Source organism: Phycisphaerae bacterium (assembly GCA_035275405.1).
GTDB lineage: Bacteria > Planctomycetota > Phycisphaerae > UBA1845 > UTPLA1 > DATEMU01.
In genome coordinates this window covers 404,912-421,213 of the sequence record DATEMU010000012.1, presented here as the reverse complement: position 1 = coordinate 421,213, position 16,302 = coordinate 404,912, and the positions used below count along the sequence as shown (strand labels likewise).

Below are 16,302 nucleotides of genomic sequence, written 5' to 3'. Positions count from 1 at the left end.
GCCATGGCATCCGAGTCATGGGTATTCTGATGTTCATGGATGGGATTGACGATTCCACCTTGCGCCAGGACGAGTCAGCCCTTCTGGCGGGACTTCAGGCCGACGACGACGACGCCTTCGCTCGCTTCGTCCACGAGTACACCGGCCCCATGCGCGCCGTCGCCCGCCGTATCCTCGCCAACGACGAAGACGCCGACGACGCCGTACAGGAGGCCTTCCTCTCTGCGTTTAAGGCTCTCGGCTCCTTCGCCGGTCAGTCACGCCTTTCCACGTGGCTGCACCGGATCGTCGTCAACGCCGCGCTCATGAAACTGCGGGCGCGCCGCCGCAATCCTGAACGATCCATCGACGACCAGCTCCCCAAGTTCCTCGCCGACGGTCACCAATCCGAACCCGCCGTCTCCTGGCAGCGATCGACCGAGGACCTCATCGCCTCGCGGGAAACGCGCGACGTCGTCCGCCAATCCATCGATCGGCTGCCGGAGACCTATCGAACGGTCCTGGTACTACGGGATATCGAGGAACTGGACACCGAAGAAACTGCCCGGCTATTAGGCATCAACATCAACGCGGTCAAGACGCGCCTGCACCGCGCCCGCCAGGCGCTGCGCACGCTTCTCGATCCGTATATGCGGGGGACCACGAGATGAACACCTGCCGCGAGCTGATCGACTTCCTTGGTGACTACCTCTCCGGCGAACTCCCCGCCGCCCAACGCGCGGAATTCGAGCGCCATCTGGCGATGTGCCCCCCATGCGTCGCCTATCTCAAGTCGTACGAGCAGACAATCAAACTCGGCAAATGCGCGTGCTCCGACGCCGACGAGAATCCCCCGGAAGAGTTGATCAAGGCAATCCTTGCTGCGCGGTCCAAAATGGACTCGTAGGCCGCAATTAATCCGTGTCGGCAATACAGTACAAGTGCTTTGTTCCCCGCAGGAACAGCTCGTCCCCCGCGATGGCCGGCGACGCATCGAATCCGTCCTCGAGTTCGTTCGTCGCCAGCACCTCGAACTTTGGTCCATCCTTGATCACCAGCGTCGTCCCATCGCGACCGACCACATAGATCCGTCCCTTCGCCGCCACCAGCGAGGCGTACACGCCATCGATCCCCGCCAGCCGCTCCTTTTCGTAGTGCGGCTTGCCGGTCTTCGCATCCAGGCATGACAGGAGCGGCCGGTTGTTGTCCACGAAGTAGAGCCGCCCGTTGTAAAGCGTGGCGGAGGGAACATAGGGCGTATCGCGATCGTACGTCCACGCAATCGCCGGCGTTTCCGTAATGTCGCCCTTGGCCTTCGCATAGTCGATCGCCAGAAGCGCCGCGCCCCGGAACCCGCTGATGGCGTAGAGCAGACCGTCGGCCGCCATCGGCGACGGGATCGTGTTGGCCGTCATGCCGCCGCACGACCAGATCTCCTTTCCCGTCTCCACGTCATAGGCGACAACGCGGTTCGTTGCCGTCACTACCACCTGCGGCTTGCCCTCCACCTCCACCACGATCGGCGTGGACCACGACGTCGGCTCGTCGCGCTCCACCCGCCAGCGTTCCTTGCCGGTCTTCTTGTCGAAGGCGACGATGAAATCGTTTCCCTCGTGATCCCAGTTGATGATCAGTGTGTCGCCATGCAGTACCGGCGAACTGCCCTCGCCGAACTCGTTCCGCGTCCGCATGTCCCCCAGGTCAACCTCCCACTCCACCTTCCCATCCAACGTCAGGCCATAGAGCCCGCGCGATCCGAAGTACGCGTAGAGATGCTCGCCGTCCGTGACCGGCGAATTCGACGCCTGCGACGCGTCCGAATGACCCGCCTCGTGCGGCTTTTCCTCACGCACCGTCTTGGACCAGACAGTCTTGCCGGTCTTACGATCCAGCGCCAGCACCTTGAAGTCGTACAAGTTCTTCGGCGCCGGCGGCCGATTGCGCCCGCGCCCGCCTCGCCCGCCCCCGCGGCGCCGCTCACCTTCCGGCGGACTGCCGCCCGGCTGCAACGTCGCAAAGACCGGCACGTCGCCGGCAACATCCGCCGCCGCCTCCGCTTCCTTTGATGTCTCCACCGCCGTCTGAATGTAGACGCGATCGCCCCAGACGATCGGCGCGGCATGTCCGCGACCGGGAATCTCGACTTTCCAACGGACGTTCTTCTTCTCGCCCCACTCGACCGCCGGATCGGCCTTGGGGGCCTCCCCGGTCGCCAGCGGTCCCCGCCAGGCATGCCAATTCCTGTCCGCCCCGCGCGGCGCGCCCTCCCCGAACGCCTCCACAAACAGTCCCATTGCCATCAACGCCGCGATCAGCACCGTACGCGATTGAATCATTGGTCATCCCCGTGTTGATAATTCGTGCAAACTAGAAGAACTTCCCGCACTCCGGGCACTTCCCGGTCGTATTCCCGGTAATGTTGTACCCGCAATGAGCGCACAAGCGAAACTGCTTCGATTCTTTTGGAAGTCGCGACCGAATCAAATTGAAGAGACCGAACGCAACGAAGAGTCCGCCCATCCAGAGGATCATCCGAAATCGCGGATCAAAGATGCTGAAGGCAATAAACCCAGCGCCAATCAAAAGGTTAAACAACGCGCCGCGGACCTGGGCACCGGCCGCCCATTTAATACGGCTCTCGGCCAGACTGGGTTGAGTGAATGAAAAATCGCGCAGGTCCGTCATCCTCCGTGCCTCAACTTCGCACCGGCCCTTGCAGCACACGACGCGCCCCAAATCGGCCGCGCAAGCCGAGCAGCAAGCCTTCCCGCAAACCGTGCAAACGGCGACGGCGTCCGCCTCAGGGTGAACGAAACACTTCATTGTGGGCAATGCTCAGCGAAACCGCGCGCGACGGTTATCCAGTGCGCTTCATTCCCCAAACCTGATCCCCTGCGCCAGCGGCAACTCCTTCGTGTAGTTGATCGTGTTGGTCTGCCGGCGCATGTACGCCTTCCAGCTGTCGCTTCCGCTCTCGCGACCGCCGCCGGTCTCCTTCTCGCCGCCGAAGGCCCCGCCAATCTCCGCGCCGCTCGTGCCGATGTTCACGTTGGCGATGCCGCAATCGCTGCCGACGCTGGACAGGAACCGCTCGGCCTCCAGCAGGTTTCGTGTGAAGATCGCGCTCGACAGCCCCTGTGGCACGCCGTTATGCAGCCGGATCGCCTCGTCCATCGTCTTGTAGTCAATCACATAGAGAATCGGCGCAAATGTCTCTGCCTGGACGATCTTGTATTCGTTCTTCGCCAGGGCGATGGCCGGCGTGACGTAGCAACCGCCGGCGTAGCCGTCACCCGAGAGCGTTTCGCCCCCGCAGAGTATCTCCCCGCCCTCCGCCCGAAGCTGCGCCAGCGCCTTCTTCATCTCCTCGACGGCGGCCTTGTCGATCAGCGGGCCCATCAACGTTGCCTCGCTCAAGGGATTCCCGATCTTCACCTGCTTGTACGCCGCCACCAGCCGGTCGGTCAGCGTCTTGCGGATGGACTCGTGGACAATGATCCGCCGCGTGCTCGTACAGCGCTGCCCGGCCGTTCCGACCGAGCCGAAGACGATCGCCCGCACCGCCAGGTCGAGATCGGCCTCCGGGGTGATGATGATGCCGTTGTTTCCTCCGAGTTCCAGGATCGTCCGGCCCAGCCGCTTGCCCACCACCTCGCCGATGCGATAGCCCATCCTGCACGAACCCGTCGCCGAAACGAGCGGAATGCGCCGATCATTGATCAGCAACTCGCCGACCGTCGACCCGCGGCCGATCACCAGGCTGAAGATCGCCGGATCGACCTTGTTGTCCCGGCACACGCGCTCGGCGATCATCGTGACCGCCACCGCCGTGAGCGGCGTCTTGCTCGACGGCTTCCACAGCGTCGCATTGCCGCAGACCGCCGAGAGCGCCGAATTCCACGACCATACAGCGACGGGGAAGTTGAACGCGCTGATGACGCCGACGACGCCCAGCGGATGCCACTGCTCGTACATCCGGTGCCCCGGTCGCTCCGAGTGCATCGTCAGCCCGTAAAGTTGCCGCGAAAGCCCGACGGCGAAGTCGCAAATATCAATCATCTCCTGCACTTCGCCTTCGCCCTCGGCGCGGATCTTGCCCATCTCCAGCGTGACGAGTTCACCGAGGTCGCGCTTGGCCGCGCGGAGGGCATTGCCGAGCTGACGGATCACTTCGCCGCGCTGCGGGGCGGGCACGAGCCGCCACGATTCAAACGCCTTCGCCGCGGCCTGCACCACCTGTTCGTATTCGCCCGGCGTAGCCTGCGCGACCGATGCAATGACCTTTCCATCGATCGGCGAGATCGAATCGAGTTTCACGTCCGAGCCCATCCATTTGCCGCAGAAGGCCCCGGCGTTCACCTGCTCCAGCCCCAGTCTCTTCAATACTTCATGCATAACTTCATCCCGTAGCGAACTCACCCCACCGTTCATATGAAAGTGGCGGGCCGACTCGCCCGCCACGTGAATCATTCAATCCTAATCGCCCCTGCAGGCGGGAGGATCAGCTCTCTTTTGTTTCCCCGTCCTTTTTCTCGTCCTTCTTTTCGTCCCCGCTCGGTTTGTCTTCCGATTTCCCGTCCGACTTGGCCAGAAACAGCGACACCTTGACCTTCTGCGACTTGGCCACGGCCTGGCCAACGCCCTTGCCCTTGATGTCGAAATCCGCCAGGGCGATCGAGAACCGCGCCTTCACGCCGATGCCCTCGGTCACGTCCTTTCCGTCCTTGTCCTTGCCGGCCGGGACATACGCCAGCGTGACCGGGATCTTCATCTCCTTGTCCTTGCCGTTTATCGACATCGTGCCGATCAACTTGCCCTTCAGGGCCTGGCCTTCCTTGCCCGGCTTCGGCTTCGTTTTCGACAGCTCCAGCGACGTGACGGTGAATTCGATCTTGGGGTGCGACTTCGCGTTGACCCACGGGGCATCCATCATGTGTTCGTTGCGCGTCTTGTTCCCGGTATCGACATCGGCCCACGCAACCGCGAAGCTTCCGGCGACCGAGTCGAGCTTACGTGGATTCAGGTCCAGGTGCCCCGTCGCCTTCGTCGTCTTGCCCTTGATCGTTTCCTTCGGCGCCGTCGAGGTGAACACCACCTCGTTGATGGACGACTTCGGGTCGACCTGATAATTCGCCATCTCGTCCGGGCCGACCTCGAAGCCCGTTGTGGATGGCGTTGCCGCCGGCGACGCTGGCTTGGGGGCCTTTCTCCGACCAGGTCCCGCCGGGCCGGCGAAGAGTGCGTCCGGTGCCAAGAAGGCAATCCCGGATAGAACCGCGGCCGTCAGACAAAACAAGCGAATCTGGCATTTCATGGGATGAACCTCCATTGGCTCGACCGGTCGCGCGAGGTTTCGATCGTCAGGCCGAACCCGCATGGGCCGATCCCGCGGAGGCGTTAGATCCCCCGATCGTCCTCGCCGTTTCGCGCATCATAGTTCCGGGCCCGCGCCCCCGCCAGCGCCACCCCCCGGTCGTCGCCGCCGACGCCGCTGCCGCCACCCAAGTACCAGGACAACGAGCCCGCCCCCCAGGACCACCGGTCCTGTCGCATCGGCCAGGCCCAAGACGAACATCGGCTCCTCGACGGTCATGTCCGTCGATTCCCCGGCCTCCTCAAAGACCGCGTCCAGCGCCGCATCGGTGGCATTCTTGGGTGCGACGTGTCGTTCCACAAGGATGCTCGTCCGCGTCAAGAGATAATGCGGCTCCCCGGTCAAGACCGTCGCCCGCCGGCCGGTCACCAACGACGTCGCGATCATCGCGAGCAACAAGCCGAAGTACAGCGACCACATCACCTTCATGAATGAGCCCGTTCCCACCGTGCGCCGCGCTCTACGGCCGGCACGGCGGCCGGCCGCTAGGCCCGCATCCGCCGCAGCACGTCGCGCATCACCGCGATCGACTCGCCAACGATGTTCGCCTTTACATCGAGGGCCGGCCGCAGGCGCACCGATCGCTCGCCGCAGCGCAGCACGAGCAGCCCCGCCTCGAAGCAGCCCTTCCAAAATCGATTGCGCGTCTCGGTATCCGGCAGGTCAAACGCCATCAGGAGCCCGCGACCGCGGACCGCCGAGATGATCGGCTCCTCCGCCGCGAGGTTCTGAAGCTGTGCGAGGAACTTTTCGCCGATGACCCTGGCGTTCTCCGCCAGATTCTCCCGCTCGATGATGTTCAGGTAATGCGTCGAGCGGACCATGTCCGTCAGGTTTCCGCCCCATGTCGAGTTGATCCGGCTGGAGACGCGGAAGACGTTGGTCGGCACTTCGTCCAGCCGTTTGCCGGCCATGATCCCGCAGACCTGGGCTTTCTTGCCGAAGGCCATGAGGTCGGGCATGACGTCGTAATGCTGCCAGCACCACGTCCGGCCGCTCATGCACATCCCTGTCTGCACCTCATCGAAGATCAGCAGCATGTCGTTCTCGTTGCACAGCCGCCGCAGAGTTTGGAACCATTCCCGGCGGAAGTGATTGTCCCCGCCCTCGCACTGAATCGGCTCGAGGATGATCGCGCAGATCCGGTGCGGTCGAACCTTGATCGCCGCGAGAATCTCCGCCTCGGCGGCCTTCTCATCGGCCACGACTTTCGCTGTCCGCGCCGGCTCGGCCATCGAAAAGTCGAGGTGCGGATTCGTCACCCGCGGCCAGTCGAACTTCGCATACCACTTCGTCTTGGTCGGGTCCGTGTTGGTAAGCGACATCGTGTAGCCGCTGCGACCGTGGAAGGCCTTGCGGAAGTGCAGGATTTCGGTGCCGATCTCCCCACGACCGGCGGCCATGTTCTTCTGGACCTTCCAGTCCATCGCGGCCTTGAGGGCGTTCTCCACCGCCAACGCCCCGCCTTCGATGAAAAAGTACCGGTCCAGCCCCGGCACGCCGACCACGCGCTCGAAGGTCTGCACGAATCGCGCGAACTGCGGCGTGTACACGTCGGAGTTGGCGACCTTCACCAGCGCGGCGTCCAAGAGGTCCTCGCGGACCTCCGGGTGCTCGAAATAGGGATGATTGAAACCCAGCGGCATCGAGGCATAGAAGCTGTACAGATCGATCAGCGTCCGTCCGGTCGCCGCGTCACGAAAGTAACTGCCTTGGCTGTTTGCGACATCGACGACCAGTTCGAACCCATCCACCAGGATGTGTTTTTTTAGTTCCGGCACGACCTCGCCCGGCGCGACCGTCGGCATCGGCGTTGATTCATTTCTTCGAGTAAGCGTATCCGTCTTCATGGGAAGACCTCAGGAGCATTTGGACAAGATGCACAGGATTGACACGATTTCGGAGATTCCAACGAGCGGCCCGCGCGGACGCCTGAAGCACCCGTGCAGGACGAAGTTCACAGGAATCTAATCGGTCATTCGTTGAAGACGGTGGACATGAAATCGGATGCGCCGATGGAGCCCTTGTGGCACACTGGCCCATGCGACCACCAGCGCCGAAAGCCGGTGCTTTCGATGAAGCTCAGAAGTAAATGGGGCATCTCGGCCATGGCGGTATCCATTCGATCGGCAAATTGCCTACAGATGCTTCATCATAGAAATGGCGTCGGCGACGGTCAAACAAACCGACGGGCCCTCCGCCGCCTCATCGCGACGAGCAAGTACCCCAACCCAAACAACGCCACCGCGCCCGGCTCGGGGATCGCCTGCGTCCACAGCAAAGCTTCATTACGGCCGCTCACCGTGTTGAAGCCGTACCCAACCACGTAGGTGAAATTGGCATCGCTCCAGATGCCTCGAGCACTTGAAATGGTGAAGTCTGCAGGAAGCAATGCGCCTAGGTCAAACCACGACGCGGCACTCCCACTCCATAGACTGGCGCGACCATAGCCACCCACTGCAGCTTCGCCTACTTGCTGCTTGCCCCACACACCAAAGGCGATCGACCAGAGCGAGCCGGCGGGGTTGAGGTCCACCCACGACGCGGCAGAGTTGCTCCAAAGGCCTGCGCGATATTGTCCACCCACGACCACTCGACCTACCTGTTGTCCGCTGCTCACACCATAAGCGTAGGACTCGTTTGACCCCACTGGAGAAAGGTCTACCCACGAATCAGCGGAACCGCTCCACAGACTGGCACGAAACTGGCCGCCCACGGAGGCGTAGCCCACCTGCTGGCCGTCGCCCACGCCGATGGCACGTGAATCTACCGACCCTACAGGGTTGAGATCAACCCAAGAAGCGGCCGTGCCGTTCCAAAGGCTAGCGTGATACTGATTGCCCACCAAGACTTCTCCGACTTGGTGGCCGCCGAATATTCCGTTGGCTGAAGAATCCGTCGACCCGGAAGGGGAAAGATCCACCCATGAAATGGCGGACCCGCTCCACAAACTAGCGCGATAATGTCCGCCCACCAAGGCATAGCCCACCTGCTGACTTCCGCTCACTCCATTGGCATACGACTCCGTTGATCCTGCGGGGTCGAGGTCAACCCATGAGTCGGCGCTGCCGCTCCACAAGCTGGCGTGGTACTGGCCTCCTATAGATGCTTGACCCACCTGCATGCCATCGCTCGCACTGTAGGCCTCGGAAAATGTTGCGATGGCAGGGTGGAGATTGCTCACAGACCACACATCAGCGCTCGCTATGGACGACGGTACGCCTATGGCGAGCGTCATCGCGGCAAACAGGAATGTGGATAACCCTTCCATTCGCTGCGGCTCGAACAAATAAAGCGTTAGCCCCTTCTTTGAGACAAAACGCGACCCGGCATCAATACTGAGTTGGTGTATTGTCGTGGACATCGTTTTTCCTCCGACGAGGGCAGAGCGCGAGTGATGAACTCCCCGCGCCATGTCTGGTTGCGAATCCTCTCAGCAATTCGCGTGCCAAAGGTCCTGCCAATCGAGGATGATCAAGACGGCGACAACAGCAAAGGTTGTCCCAGTCTTGACTTATGCACTCCGACAAAGTTCTAGGGCGCCTCGGAGCCGCTCTCCTTTGGTGCGTTTGCGTTCTCCGGCGGTCGGCCAGATCTCTTCCTCACAGCATCGCGCAGCAAGAACTCAATCTGCGCATTAAGGCTCCGCAGGTCCGCCCGCGCCCAGCGGTTCAACTGATCCCACAAGTCCTGCGGGATTCGCAGCAGGATGGCCTTCTTGTCCGCCATGAAAAACGCCCCAGTGGCACGGGCGTCTCTGCCCGTGGGATCATCAACCCGTATACAGCGTCCCCGCGTTCACGACCGGCTGGGCCGCCTGCTCGCTGCAGAGCACCACCAGCAGGTTGCTGATCATCGCCGCCTTGCGCTCGGGATCGAGGTCGGCGATCTTGTCCTTCTCGATGTGCGCCAGGGCCATCTGCACCATGCCGCACGCGCCTTCGACGATTCGCGTCCGCGCGGCGACGATCGCCTCGGCCTGCTGCCGCCGCAGCATCGCTCCCGCAATCTCCGGGGCGTAGGCCAGGTGGGCCAGCCGCGCCTCATCGACGATCACGCCGGCCTTGGACAAGCGCTCTTCCAATTCTGCCTGCAGGGCCCGCGAGACCTCGTCCATGCTCCCGCGCAGCGACAGCTCTTCCTGGTGGCTGTCGTAGGGATAGCTGCTGGCCAGGTGCCGCACTGCCGACTCGCTCTGGATGGAGACGTAATGCGTGTAGTCATCCACGTCGAACACGGCCCGCGCTGTATCCTTCACCCGCCACACGACGACCGCCGCGATCTCGATCGGATTGCCGCGCTGGTCGTTGACCTTGAGCTTTTCGCTGTTCAGGTTCCGCGCCCGCAGCGAGACCTTGATCCGGTGGTAGAAGGGGTTGGCCCAGTGAAACCCCTGCCGGTGGGCCGTGCCTTTGTACTCGCCGAAGAGCAGAAGTACGGCGGCGGTATTCGGCTCGAGCGTGAAGAATCCGAACCATAGGATGAAGACGATCAGAATCGCCAGCGCCCAGCCGGTGATGTGCATTCCCAGCCAGAACCCCGACGTCAGCGTATGCTGCTTGACTTGCTGGACGCAGTCGTAGATCGACCAGATCTGTCCGGCGATCACGCCGATGGAAAGGACGAGCATCACGACCAGTAAAGCCCAACCATTCCGTGGGACGCGCTCAAATTCCGATGCCATGACCCAACCTTCCTTTCTAGTGAGACAGCCCCCAGCCTGTCTAGCACAATGATATCATAAAGATATACGCAACTGCAACGACGACCTAACGCATATTCAGTAAATATTTAATATATAACAAGTTAAGAGAATAAGTTGCGACCGCTGGCAGGCCCTTCGGGGCCCCTACGGGGCCATGATAGTCGCCGCGAACGCCGCGATGTCCGCGCCGTTAGCTTCTCCCCCGCCGTCCATGTCCGCCGCCCGGAAATGTGCCGTATCAATGTCGTTGCCCAGCAAGACCTCAACGAAGCCCGACACGTCAAGCAGATCGACGCTCCAGTCGGCGTTGAGGTCGCCGCGCAAGTACGTCTGAAACAAGACGTACTCACCGGCCTCGACGGTTCCATTGGCGTTGATCGAGGCCGGTACCTGGCTCCCCGACACGAGCGTACCGCCGTCGTTGTTCGTATATGGCAAGAATGCGAGGTACACCTGATCCGGCATCGCGCCCAACTCGGCCGCCAGATCGATCGTCCCTTCGAGATAGCCTCCGTTCGCCCCGGTCATGGCTTGCACCGGCACACCCGCGCCCTGATCGAACCAGCCTTCGTAGTCGTTGTTGTTCTCGTCCGCCAGGAACGCGCTCCAATCCGCGACCTGACCAGCCTTGGCCCACGGCGCCGCCCGCAGTGCGCCCGGCACGGCCGCGACGAGGATGAAATGATCGTTGCCCTCGCCCGCATCCGGCGCGGCGACATACAACTTCGTGCCGCGCACGCCGGCGTAAAGCGACATCGCGCCGTTCTGTGCGACGAGACTGGCGTCGGCATCGCGCTGCCCGTCCATCGTCCACCCGAGTTCCGGCGCGCCGCCCTGCACGGCAAAGTGCCAATCCTGCCCGCCATTGTTGTCCCAGGTCCCCGCGCCGTTGTTGAAGACCACATCGAGCTGCGTCGCACTGCCCAGCACGGCAACGGTCATCTCCCAGCGCGAAATCCCCGCATTCCATGTCATGGTCGGATCCGGTGAGATGACGGGGTTCCAGGTATTGAACCCATAATGCATCTTGACCGTCCCGGCCCCGGCGAGCGGCCGTCCCGCGGGGTCGTAACGCACCGTGACATTCTGCCCCGCCAGTGGCGGATCGGGGGCGACCTCGACCACGTCGCCGCCGCCGGTCGCCGTCGTTCCGACATAAACATGCTGAATGTCGGTCCGCGCCAGGTTCCCCGCGCCGTCCAGCGTCTCGACGTAATAATCGATCAGCACGTCCTGCTGCCCCGTGATCATCGCCGCGTAACGCGACGCTCGATACGTGGCGGCAAGAATATTCGCCGGCACCGTCGGCGGCGGTGTCACGCTCATGGCCGCGCTATTCCACACCCCGACCTCCGGCCCGCCCGCATAGGTTTCGTTCTGAATCGAGGCGATCGGATTGAGGCCGTCGCCATCGACTCGCCATTTCAACGTAACACTCGTCAAACCGCTCACGTCGTCGGCGTAGGTCCATACCTCGAAATCCGAAGGCTCCACCGACGGACCCCATTCGATACCGCCGGGGTTGTAGGGCTCGCGCTGCGGAACGAAGACCGTCGGCGGCGTCGTGTCCGTCTGCCCGGCGATCACCGAATCCGCAAAAGACACAGCCTGATTGCATCCGCGCGTCACGTTGCTGTCCCACGGTTCGCCGCTGCTATCCCAGTACCAATAGTCGCTCGCTTCGGAGCAAAGCAGATAGTGCCAGGCCTTCTCCGTATTCGTCCCGCCGCCGGTCATGACGTTTTGCATGCTCACCGCCGGCGCGATCGCCTCCGCCATGAACACGCGGTTCTTCGCCGCGGTCAAAACGGCCCAACTGTTGCGATCCGGGCTCCAGCCGCTCCCGTTCGGATCGCCCAGCCACTTTTTGAACTCCGGGTCGCCGCAATCCGCCCCTGCCCAGGCGCCGTTTTCAATGTGGATCACGTCGCCCGCCGCGACCGGGAAGCGATCGAGATAGTCCTGCACCGTTGTGGCCTCGTAGTCCGGATCGCTGGTCACCCACGAGATCATGTTCTGAAAATTGCTGTGATAATATGCGTCCGTCCCGCCGCCGTAGTTGTCACCATCGTGGTGCAGCACGACAAACATCGGGTGGGCCGGGTCGTTGTTGTACGCGAGATACGCATCCATCACCTGATCGTAGAGAAACGCCCCGTAGCCGCCGCGGCCGTCCTCGTTGCCCTCGTAGCGCGCCGCCGGCACGGCAATGATCTGCGCGATCTCTCCCGTCGAGGGATCGACATACTCCGCGAGATGCGGCTGATAGCCGAACGGCGCGCTGACCTGGCTGGGCGCCCAGAGGTTGTTGAGCTGCACCCACGCCCCACCGGTCGTCGCCGGATCCGGGTTGATCTGATCCGCCGCGTTCGGCGCGTAAATACATGACGCGTTGGTGTGCGGGTATCCGGCGCACGCCCGATCGAAATGGATGTTGTCGACGAGCACCCACTCGACACCCTCGGCGACGAGCGCCGGGATGATCCGCGTGGAGAACGCCGTCTCCGGAGGGAACATGCCTGCACTGTACGCCGGTCCCCCCGCCCACGCCTGTCCATACACGTGCTTGTGCAGCTTGATCTGCATCCGCATGTCCTGCACGTCGAGCAGAGAAAGGAGCGGGTGGTGATAGCCGAACGCGACCAAATCCAGCCGCGGGTTGCCCAGCGTGGTCGCCAGCGCAATGCCCTGGCGATAGCCGTTGAACCAGTTCGTCCACATCCCGCCGTTGACGCCTGCCGCGGCCAGGGCGTTGAGATTCTCGATGAGCGAGCCGCTGAAGCTCACCGATGCGCCGAGGTGAGGCAAACCGGCGCCGGCTTGGACGGCGTCGCGCGGCCACGTCGAGTACGGCCCAAACCGCTGGTTGTGGATGTCGATGACGTTGAAGGTGTACCGCCCGTTGGCCTGCGTCTGCGTGATGGACTCGTAGGGGTAATAAACCGGCTGGTGCATGTGCCATAGGAAGCCGAAGCGGAGGGGCTCGGCATCCGAAACGCGGCACATTGAATTGCAGATCACGCCGCTGAGGGCGATGATCCACCGACGACGTGCTAATGCGCTATTGGTCATTGTGGCACTTTTCAGTACCCAGTTACGAGCGTGCTAAAACATTTTACCAAGTGAGCGGATTAGTTCATAGGGGTTTGGGGGCCCAAAATCCGGGAGTCTCGGACGGCTTTCGATACGAAAAAAAACGGGACCACTGCGGGTCCCGTTCAAGGTCAAGCCAATTCCATTGAGTAGCGGTTCTTATTCGTTAATTTTCTTCCGACCGCCCTGAGCCGGCTTGGGCTTGGCAGGCTCGGCGGCCACGGCTTCTTCGGCAGGCTTTTCTTCCGAATCGTCCTTGAAGCCACCGCCACCGAGTACGACTTCAAGATCTTCCTTCTGCGCGCCGGTTGCCCCGCAACCCGGACAGACGATTTCCCCGTTGTTGGCCCGACGCATCGCTCCGGCGTCGGCCACGCTTAATTGAAAGGTCTGTTTGCATGCCGGGCAGGTGAAATCCATCATCTTCTGTGCAACGGTTTGGTCGCCTGGATCCTCGCCCATTCCGACCGTGCTCCAGAGATAGATGCTGACGGCCAAGCCGACGACGAGCACCACGCCAGCAATAATGTTCTTCTTGCTCATCTAATTGCGTCCCTGCGGACGTAAAAAGTCGCCCGCCCTACTTTTTTGTTTCTGAACGAACACTCCGCACGGGCGATACCCGTCGTCACGCTTAGAGTTCTCCGATGGGCGGGTTCGGGAGACAATCGAATCGTCCCCAGCTTCCGCGCATATCGTACTCGTTCCACTCGGAGTGGTTTTCCCAGATGATGTGCTGGTAATAGGTGCCGTTTCCAAAATCCTTGAAATCGGCGTGCCCGTCCGTGTAGACGATGTTGAAAAAGCCGAGCTTTCCGTGATAGCCGGTCAACTCTCCGGGTTCGACGATACCCCAGACTTCGTTCGTCCAGAGCGTCTGAAAGACTCTCGACTCCATGAATCCGATGGTGACAGATGCGTCCGGGATCTGGGTCACCGACCGGCCGTAAGTCCCTAAGACATTTCCGTCGTCAAATGTGACGTTGTTCATGCGATAGGCGGTGCCATTGGCCTTATAATAAGACGATTCCGTCTCGCGAGGATCGGTCCCGAATCCCGGCCATTCCTGCCAGCCCAGTTCATTCCCAGGGCACTGAAACTCCTGAAACACGCCGCGATCCCCCGGCGCCGTGTTGGCCACAATGCCCCGCGGGCCGTAAATCAGTCGATTGAACGGTCGCGTACGTGGATCGAATTCCTCGCCCCAATTGACGAAGTTCATGGTCCCCGCCCCGCCGCCGTATTCGGCGTAGCCCTCGTACCAGAAGTTGTTGTACTCGGGGTGGACCGGACCGATGATGCCTTTAGGGTCCTCGCTGGCATAGGTCTGAGCAAGCGTACCCATCGACTTGAGGTTCGCCTGGTCGCGGATTTTGCGGGCTTGCAGTAATGCGCTGGAGAGCGCGGGGAGAAGTATGCTGATCAACACCGCGATGATGGATATCACCACCAACAGCTCGATTAGCGTGAAACCCGTCGACTTGCGATTGCGGGATAACATGATAACAACTCCTTGTACCTGCCAATCCGTGGCAAAAAAGGGCGTGATCTCCAACTTGAGTCCGCTTGCCTGAAATCCAAGCCGACAAGATCCGATGCCGCTGCCGATCTTTCGCGGCAACACGCGCCGAGCCGATCGATCTGGACACAAGCCCACCGTCCCGATCACCCGCAAGAACAAACGCGCGGTGGCGGGAATTTATTCCCAAGAGGCTTGCCTTCTGAGCCTTATTATAGCTACTCCTGACATGTCTGAAAAGAGCCTAATCCAAGCCTTGGCGGAAGTTCTTCGCTGCTGGCGGCGCGGCTCCTTCGGCCCCAGCCGAATCCAAGGCGGCACGCTGTATCACATAACTATCTAAAGGCAATATAGTTGCGATACCTACCGCACACACTTCGTGGGTCAGGTCGATCGCTAGACCAGACTGGTCAGCCAATCCAAACCACGTCGGGCTTGACGACCTCCTGCTCGGGCTACCAAGAATCAGACCGAGTCGGACCGCTACTGACGCGACGTAGGCGCCACGCGAATCTCCCACGCGTCAGCGTCTAGACGGTCCGCTCAATGGCCGGAGCGATCGCCGCGATCTGCTTCATGAGGTCGGCGAAGACCTGGGGCGTGATGGACTGCGCGCCATCGGTGAGCGCGTGCTCGGGATCGGGATGAACTTCGATGAGGAGGCCATCCGCCCCGGCCGCGATTGCCGCGCGGCTCATGGCCGGAACCATGTAGGCGTGGCCCGTCCCTTGCGAGGGATCAATCACGATCGGCAGGTGTGACTCGCGCTTTATCGCCGGGATGATCCCCAGCGCCAGCGTGTTGCGAACATAGGTCTCGTGGGTGCGAATCCCGCGCTCGCAGAGGATGACGCTCGTGTTGCCTTCATTCATGACGTACTCGGCGGCCAGAAGGAATTCGTTCAGCGTCGCACTCCAGCCGCGCTTTAGCATGACCGGCTTTTTCGTGCGTCCCGCGGCGACGAGCAGATTGAAATTGTGCATGTTTCGCGTCCCGATCTGGAGCACGTCGGCGTACTCGGCCACCAACTCTACCTGATCGATGCTCATCACTTCGGTCACGACAGCCAGGCCCGTTTCTTCGCCGGCCTTGCGCAGCAGCTTGAGGCCCTCTTCGCCCAGTCCCTGAAACTCGTATGGATTTGTCCGCGGCTTAAAGGCCCCGCCGCGCAGACCCACCGCGCCTGCCGCCTTCACGGCGTGCGCCGACGCCATGATCTGTATTTCATCTTCCACGCTGCACGGTCCGGCGATCACGCAGAGCTTCTTCCCCCCGATCGTCGCGCCCTGGCCGATCGAAATCACCGAAGGCTCGCCCTTAACCTCCTTGCTCGCCACTTTGTACGGCGACAGGATCGGCACCAGCCGATCGACCATCGGAGCGTTTTCGATCGCGCTCATGTCGATCTGCCGTTTGTCGCCGATCGCCGCTACAACGGTGCGATCGGTTCCGACGATCACGTGGTCCTTCAACCCCCGTTCGCGCAAAAGCTGGACGACGTGTTGAACGTCCTGCGGTGTGCAACCGGACTTCATGACAACGATCATAATATTGCCTCGCGCCGATCATTATCGCTCAGCCGCCGTATGAAGTTAAGGGCGCGCCCCTGCGCGCCGGCCGGGCGTCCCCGCG

Annotated in this window: 16 protein-coding genes; 3 read left to right on the top strand and 13 right to left on the bottom strand. The window is 61.8% G+C overall.

Features of this window, described 5'->3' with window-relative positions; genetic code table 11:
- Window positions 1–17 precede the first annotated feature (17 nt).
- Window positions 18–650 carry a sigma-70 family RNA polymerase sigma factor gene (locus VJZ71_14585; GenBank protein ID HKQ49295.1) on the top strand — a complete coding sequence of 211 codons (633 nt, stop codon included), beginning with the start codon at window positions 18–20 and terminating at the stop codon, window positions 648–650.
- The gene (locus VJZ71_14580) at window positions 647–886 is read left to right on the top strand and encodes a zf-HC2 domain-containing protein (protein ID HKQ49294.1); all 240 of its coding nucleotides are present in this window, start codon (window positions 647–649) and stop codon (window positions 884–886) included. Before VJZ71_14585 ends, VJZ71_14580 begins: the two co-directional genes overlap by 4 nt.
- 7 nt (window positions 887–893) lie before the next feature.
- Here the strand turns inward: VJZ71_14580 and VJZ71_14575 are convergent, their stop codons facing one another.
- A complete protein-coding gene (locus VJZ71_14575) occupies window positions 894–2,315 on the bottom strand; it encodes a PQQ-binding-like beta-propeller repeat protein (GenBank protein HKQ49293.1) in 1,422 nt (473 codons plus the stop codon).
- Window positions 2,316–2,409: 94 nt separating this feature from the next.
- Here VJZ71_14575 and VJZ71_14570 point away from each other — a divergent pair, with 94 nt between their 5' ends.
- Complete coding sequence (locus tag VJZ71_14570) at window positions 2,410–2,643, top strand: hypothetical protein (GenBank protein HKQ49292.1); 234 nt, start codon at window positions 2,410–2,412, stop codon at window positions 2,641–2,643.
- Window positions 2,644–2,850: 207 nt separating this feature from the next.
- Here VJZ71_14570 and VJZ71_14565 read toward each other — a convergent pair whose 3' ends face one another.
- The 12 genes from VJZ71_14565 to aroF all read right to left on the bottom strand — a co-directional run bounded on the left by VJZ71_14565 (window position 2,851) and on the right by aroF (window position 16,217).
- A complete protein-coding gene (locus VJZ71_14565; GenBank protein HKQ49291.1) occupies window positions 2,851–4,374 on the bottom strand; it encodes an aldehyde dehydrogenase family protein in 1,524 nt (507 codons plus the stop codon).
- Between the two features lie 106 nt (window positions 4,375–4,480).
- Window positions 4,481–5,356 carry a YceI family protein gene (locus tag VJZ71_14560; GenBank protein ID HKQ49290.1) on the bottom strand — a complete coding sequence of 292 codons (876 nt, stop codon included), beginning with the start codon at window positions 5,354–5,356 and terminating at the stop codon, window positions 4,481–4,483.
- Window positions 5,357–5,410: 54 nt separating this feature from the next.
- On the bottom strand, window positions 5,411–5,782 hold the full coding sequence (locus VJZ71_14555; protein HKQ49289.1) for a hypothetical protein: 372 nt from the start codon (window positions 5,780–5,782) through the stop codon (window positions 5,411–5,413).
- A 56-nt stretch (window positions 5,783–5,838) separates the two neighbouring features.
- Window positions 5,839–7,203 carry an L-lysine 6-transaminase gene (gene lat / locus VJZ71_14550; GenBank protein HKQ49288.1) on the bottom strand — a complete coding sequence of 455 codons (1,365 nt, stop codon included), beginning with the start codon at window positions 7,201–7,203 and terminating at the stop codon, window positions 5,839–5,841.
- 125 nt (window positions 7,204–7,328) lie between these two features.
- Window positions 7,329–7,463, bottom strand: a complete 135-nt coding sequence (locus tag VJZ71_14545; protein ID HKQ49287.1) for a hypothetical protein — start codon at window positions 7,461–7,463, stop codon at window positions 7,329–7,331.
- Window positions 7,464–7,529: 66 nt separating this feature from the next.
- Window positions 7,530–8,717, bottom strand: a complete 1,188-nt coding sequence (locus tag VJZ71_14540; protein ID HKQ49286.1) for a PEP-CTERM sorting domain-containing protein — start codon at window positions 8,715–8,717, stop codon at window positions 7,530–7,532.
- Between the two features lie 170 nt (window positions 8,718–8,887).
- A complete protein-coding gene (locus tag VJZ71_14535) occupies window positions 8,888–9,082 on the bottom strand; it encodes an Arc family DNA-binding protein (GenBank protein HKQ49285.1) in 195 nt (64 codons plus the stop codon).
- A 43-nt stretch (window positions 9,083–9,125) separates the two neighbouring features.
- Complete coding sequence (locus VJZ71_14530) at window positions 9,126–10,037, bottom strand: SPFH domain-containing protein (protein HKQ49284.1); 912 nt, start codon at window positions 10,035–10,037, stop codon at window positions 9,126–9,128.
- Between the two features lie 165 nt (window positions 10,038–10,202).
- A complete protein-coding gene (locus VJZ71_14525; protein HKQ49283.1) occupies window positions 10,203–13,130 on the bottom strand; it encodes a carbohydrate binding domain-containing protein in 2,928 nt (975 codons plus the stop codon).
- A 180-nt stretch (window positions 13,131–13,310) separates the two neighbouring features.
- The gene (locus tag VJZ71_14520) at window positions 13,311–13,694 is read right to left on the bottom strand and encodes a hypothetical protein (GenBank protein HKQ49282.1); all 384 of its coding nucleotides are present in this window, start codon (window positions 13,692–13,694) and stop codon (window positions 13,311–13,313) included.
- A gap of 91 nt (window positions 13,695–13,785) precedes the next feature.
- A complete protein-coding gene (locus VJZ71_14515; protein HKQ49281.1) occupies window positions 13,786–14,652 on the bottom strand; it encodes a prepilin-type N-terminal cleavage/methylation domain-containing protein in 867 nt (288 codons plus the stop codon).
- Between the two features lie 548 nt (window positions 14,653–15,200).
- Window positions 15,201–16,217, bottom strand: coding sequence for a 3-deoxy-7-phosphoheptulonate synthase (gene aroF / locus VJZ71_14510; protein HKQ49280.1), 1,017 nt, complete (start codon window positions 16,215–16,217; stop codon window positions 15,201–15,203).
- Window positions 16,218–16,302 lie beyond the last annotated feature (85 nt).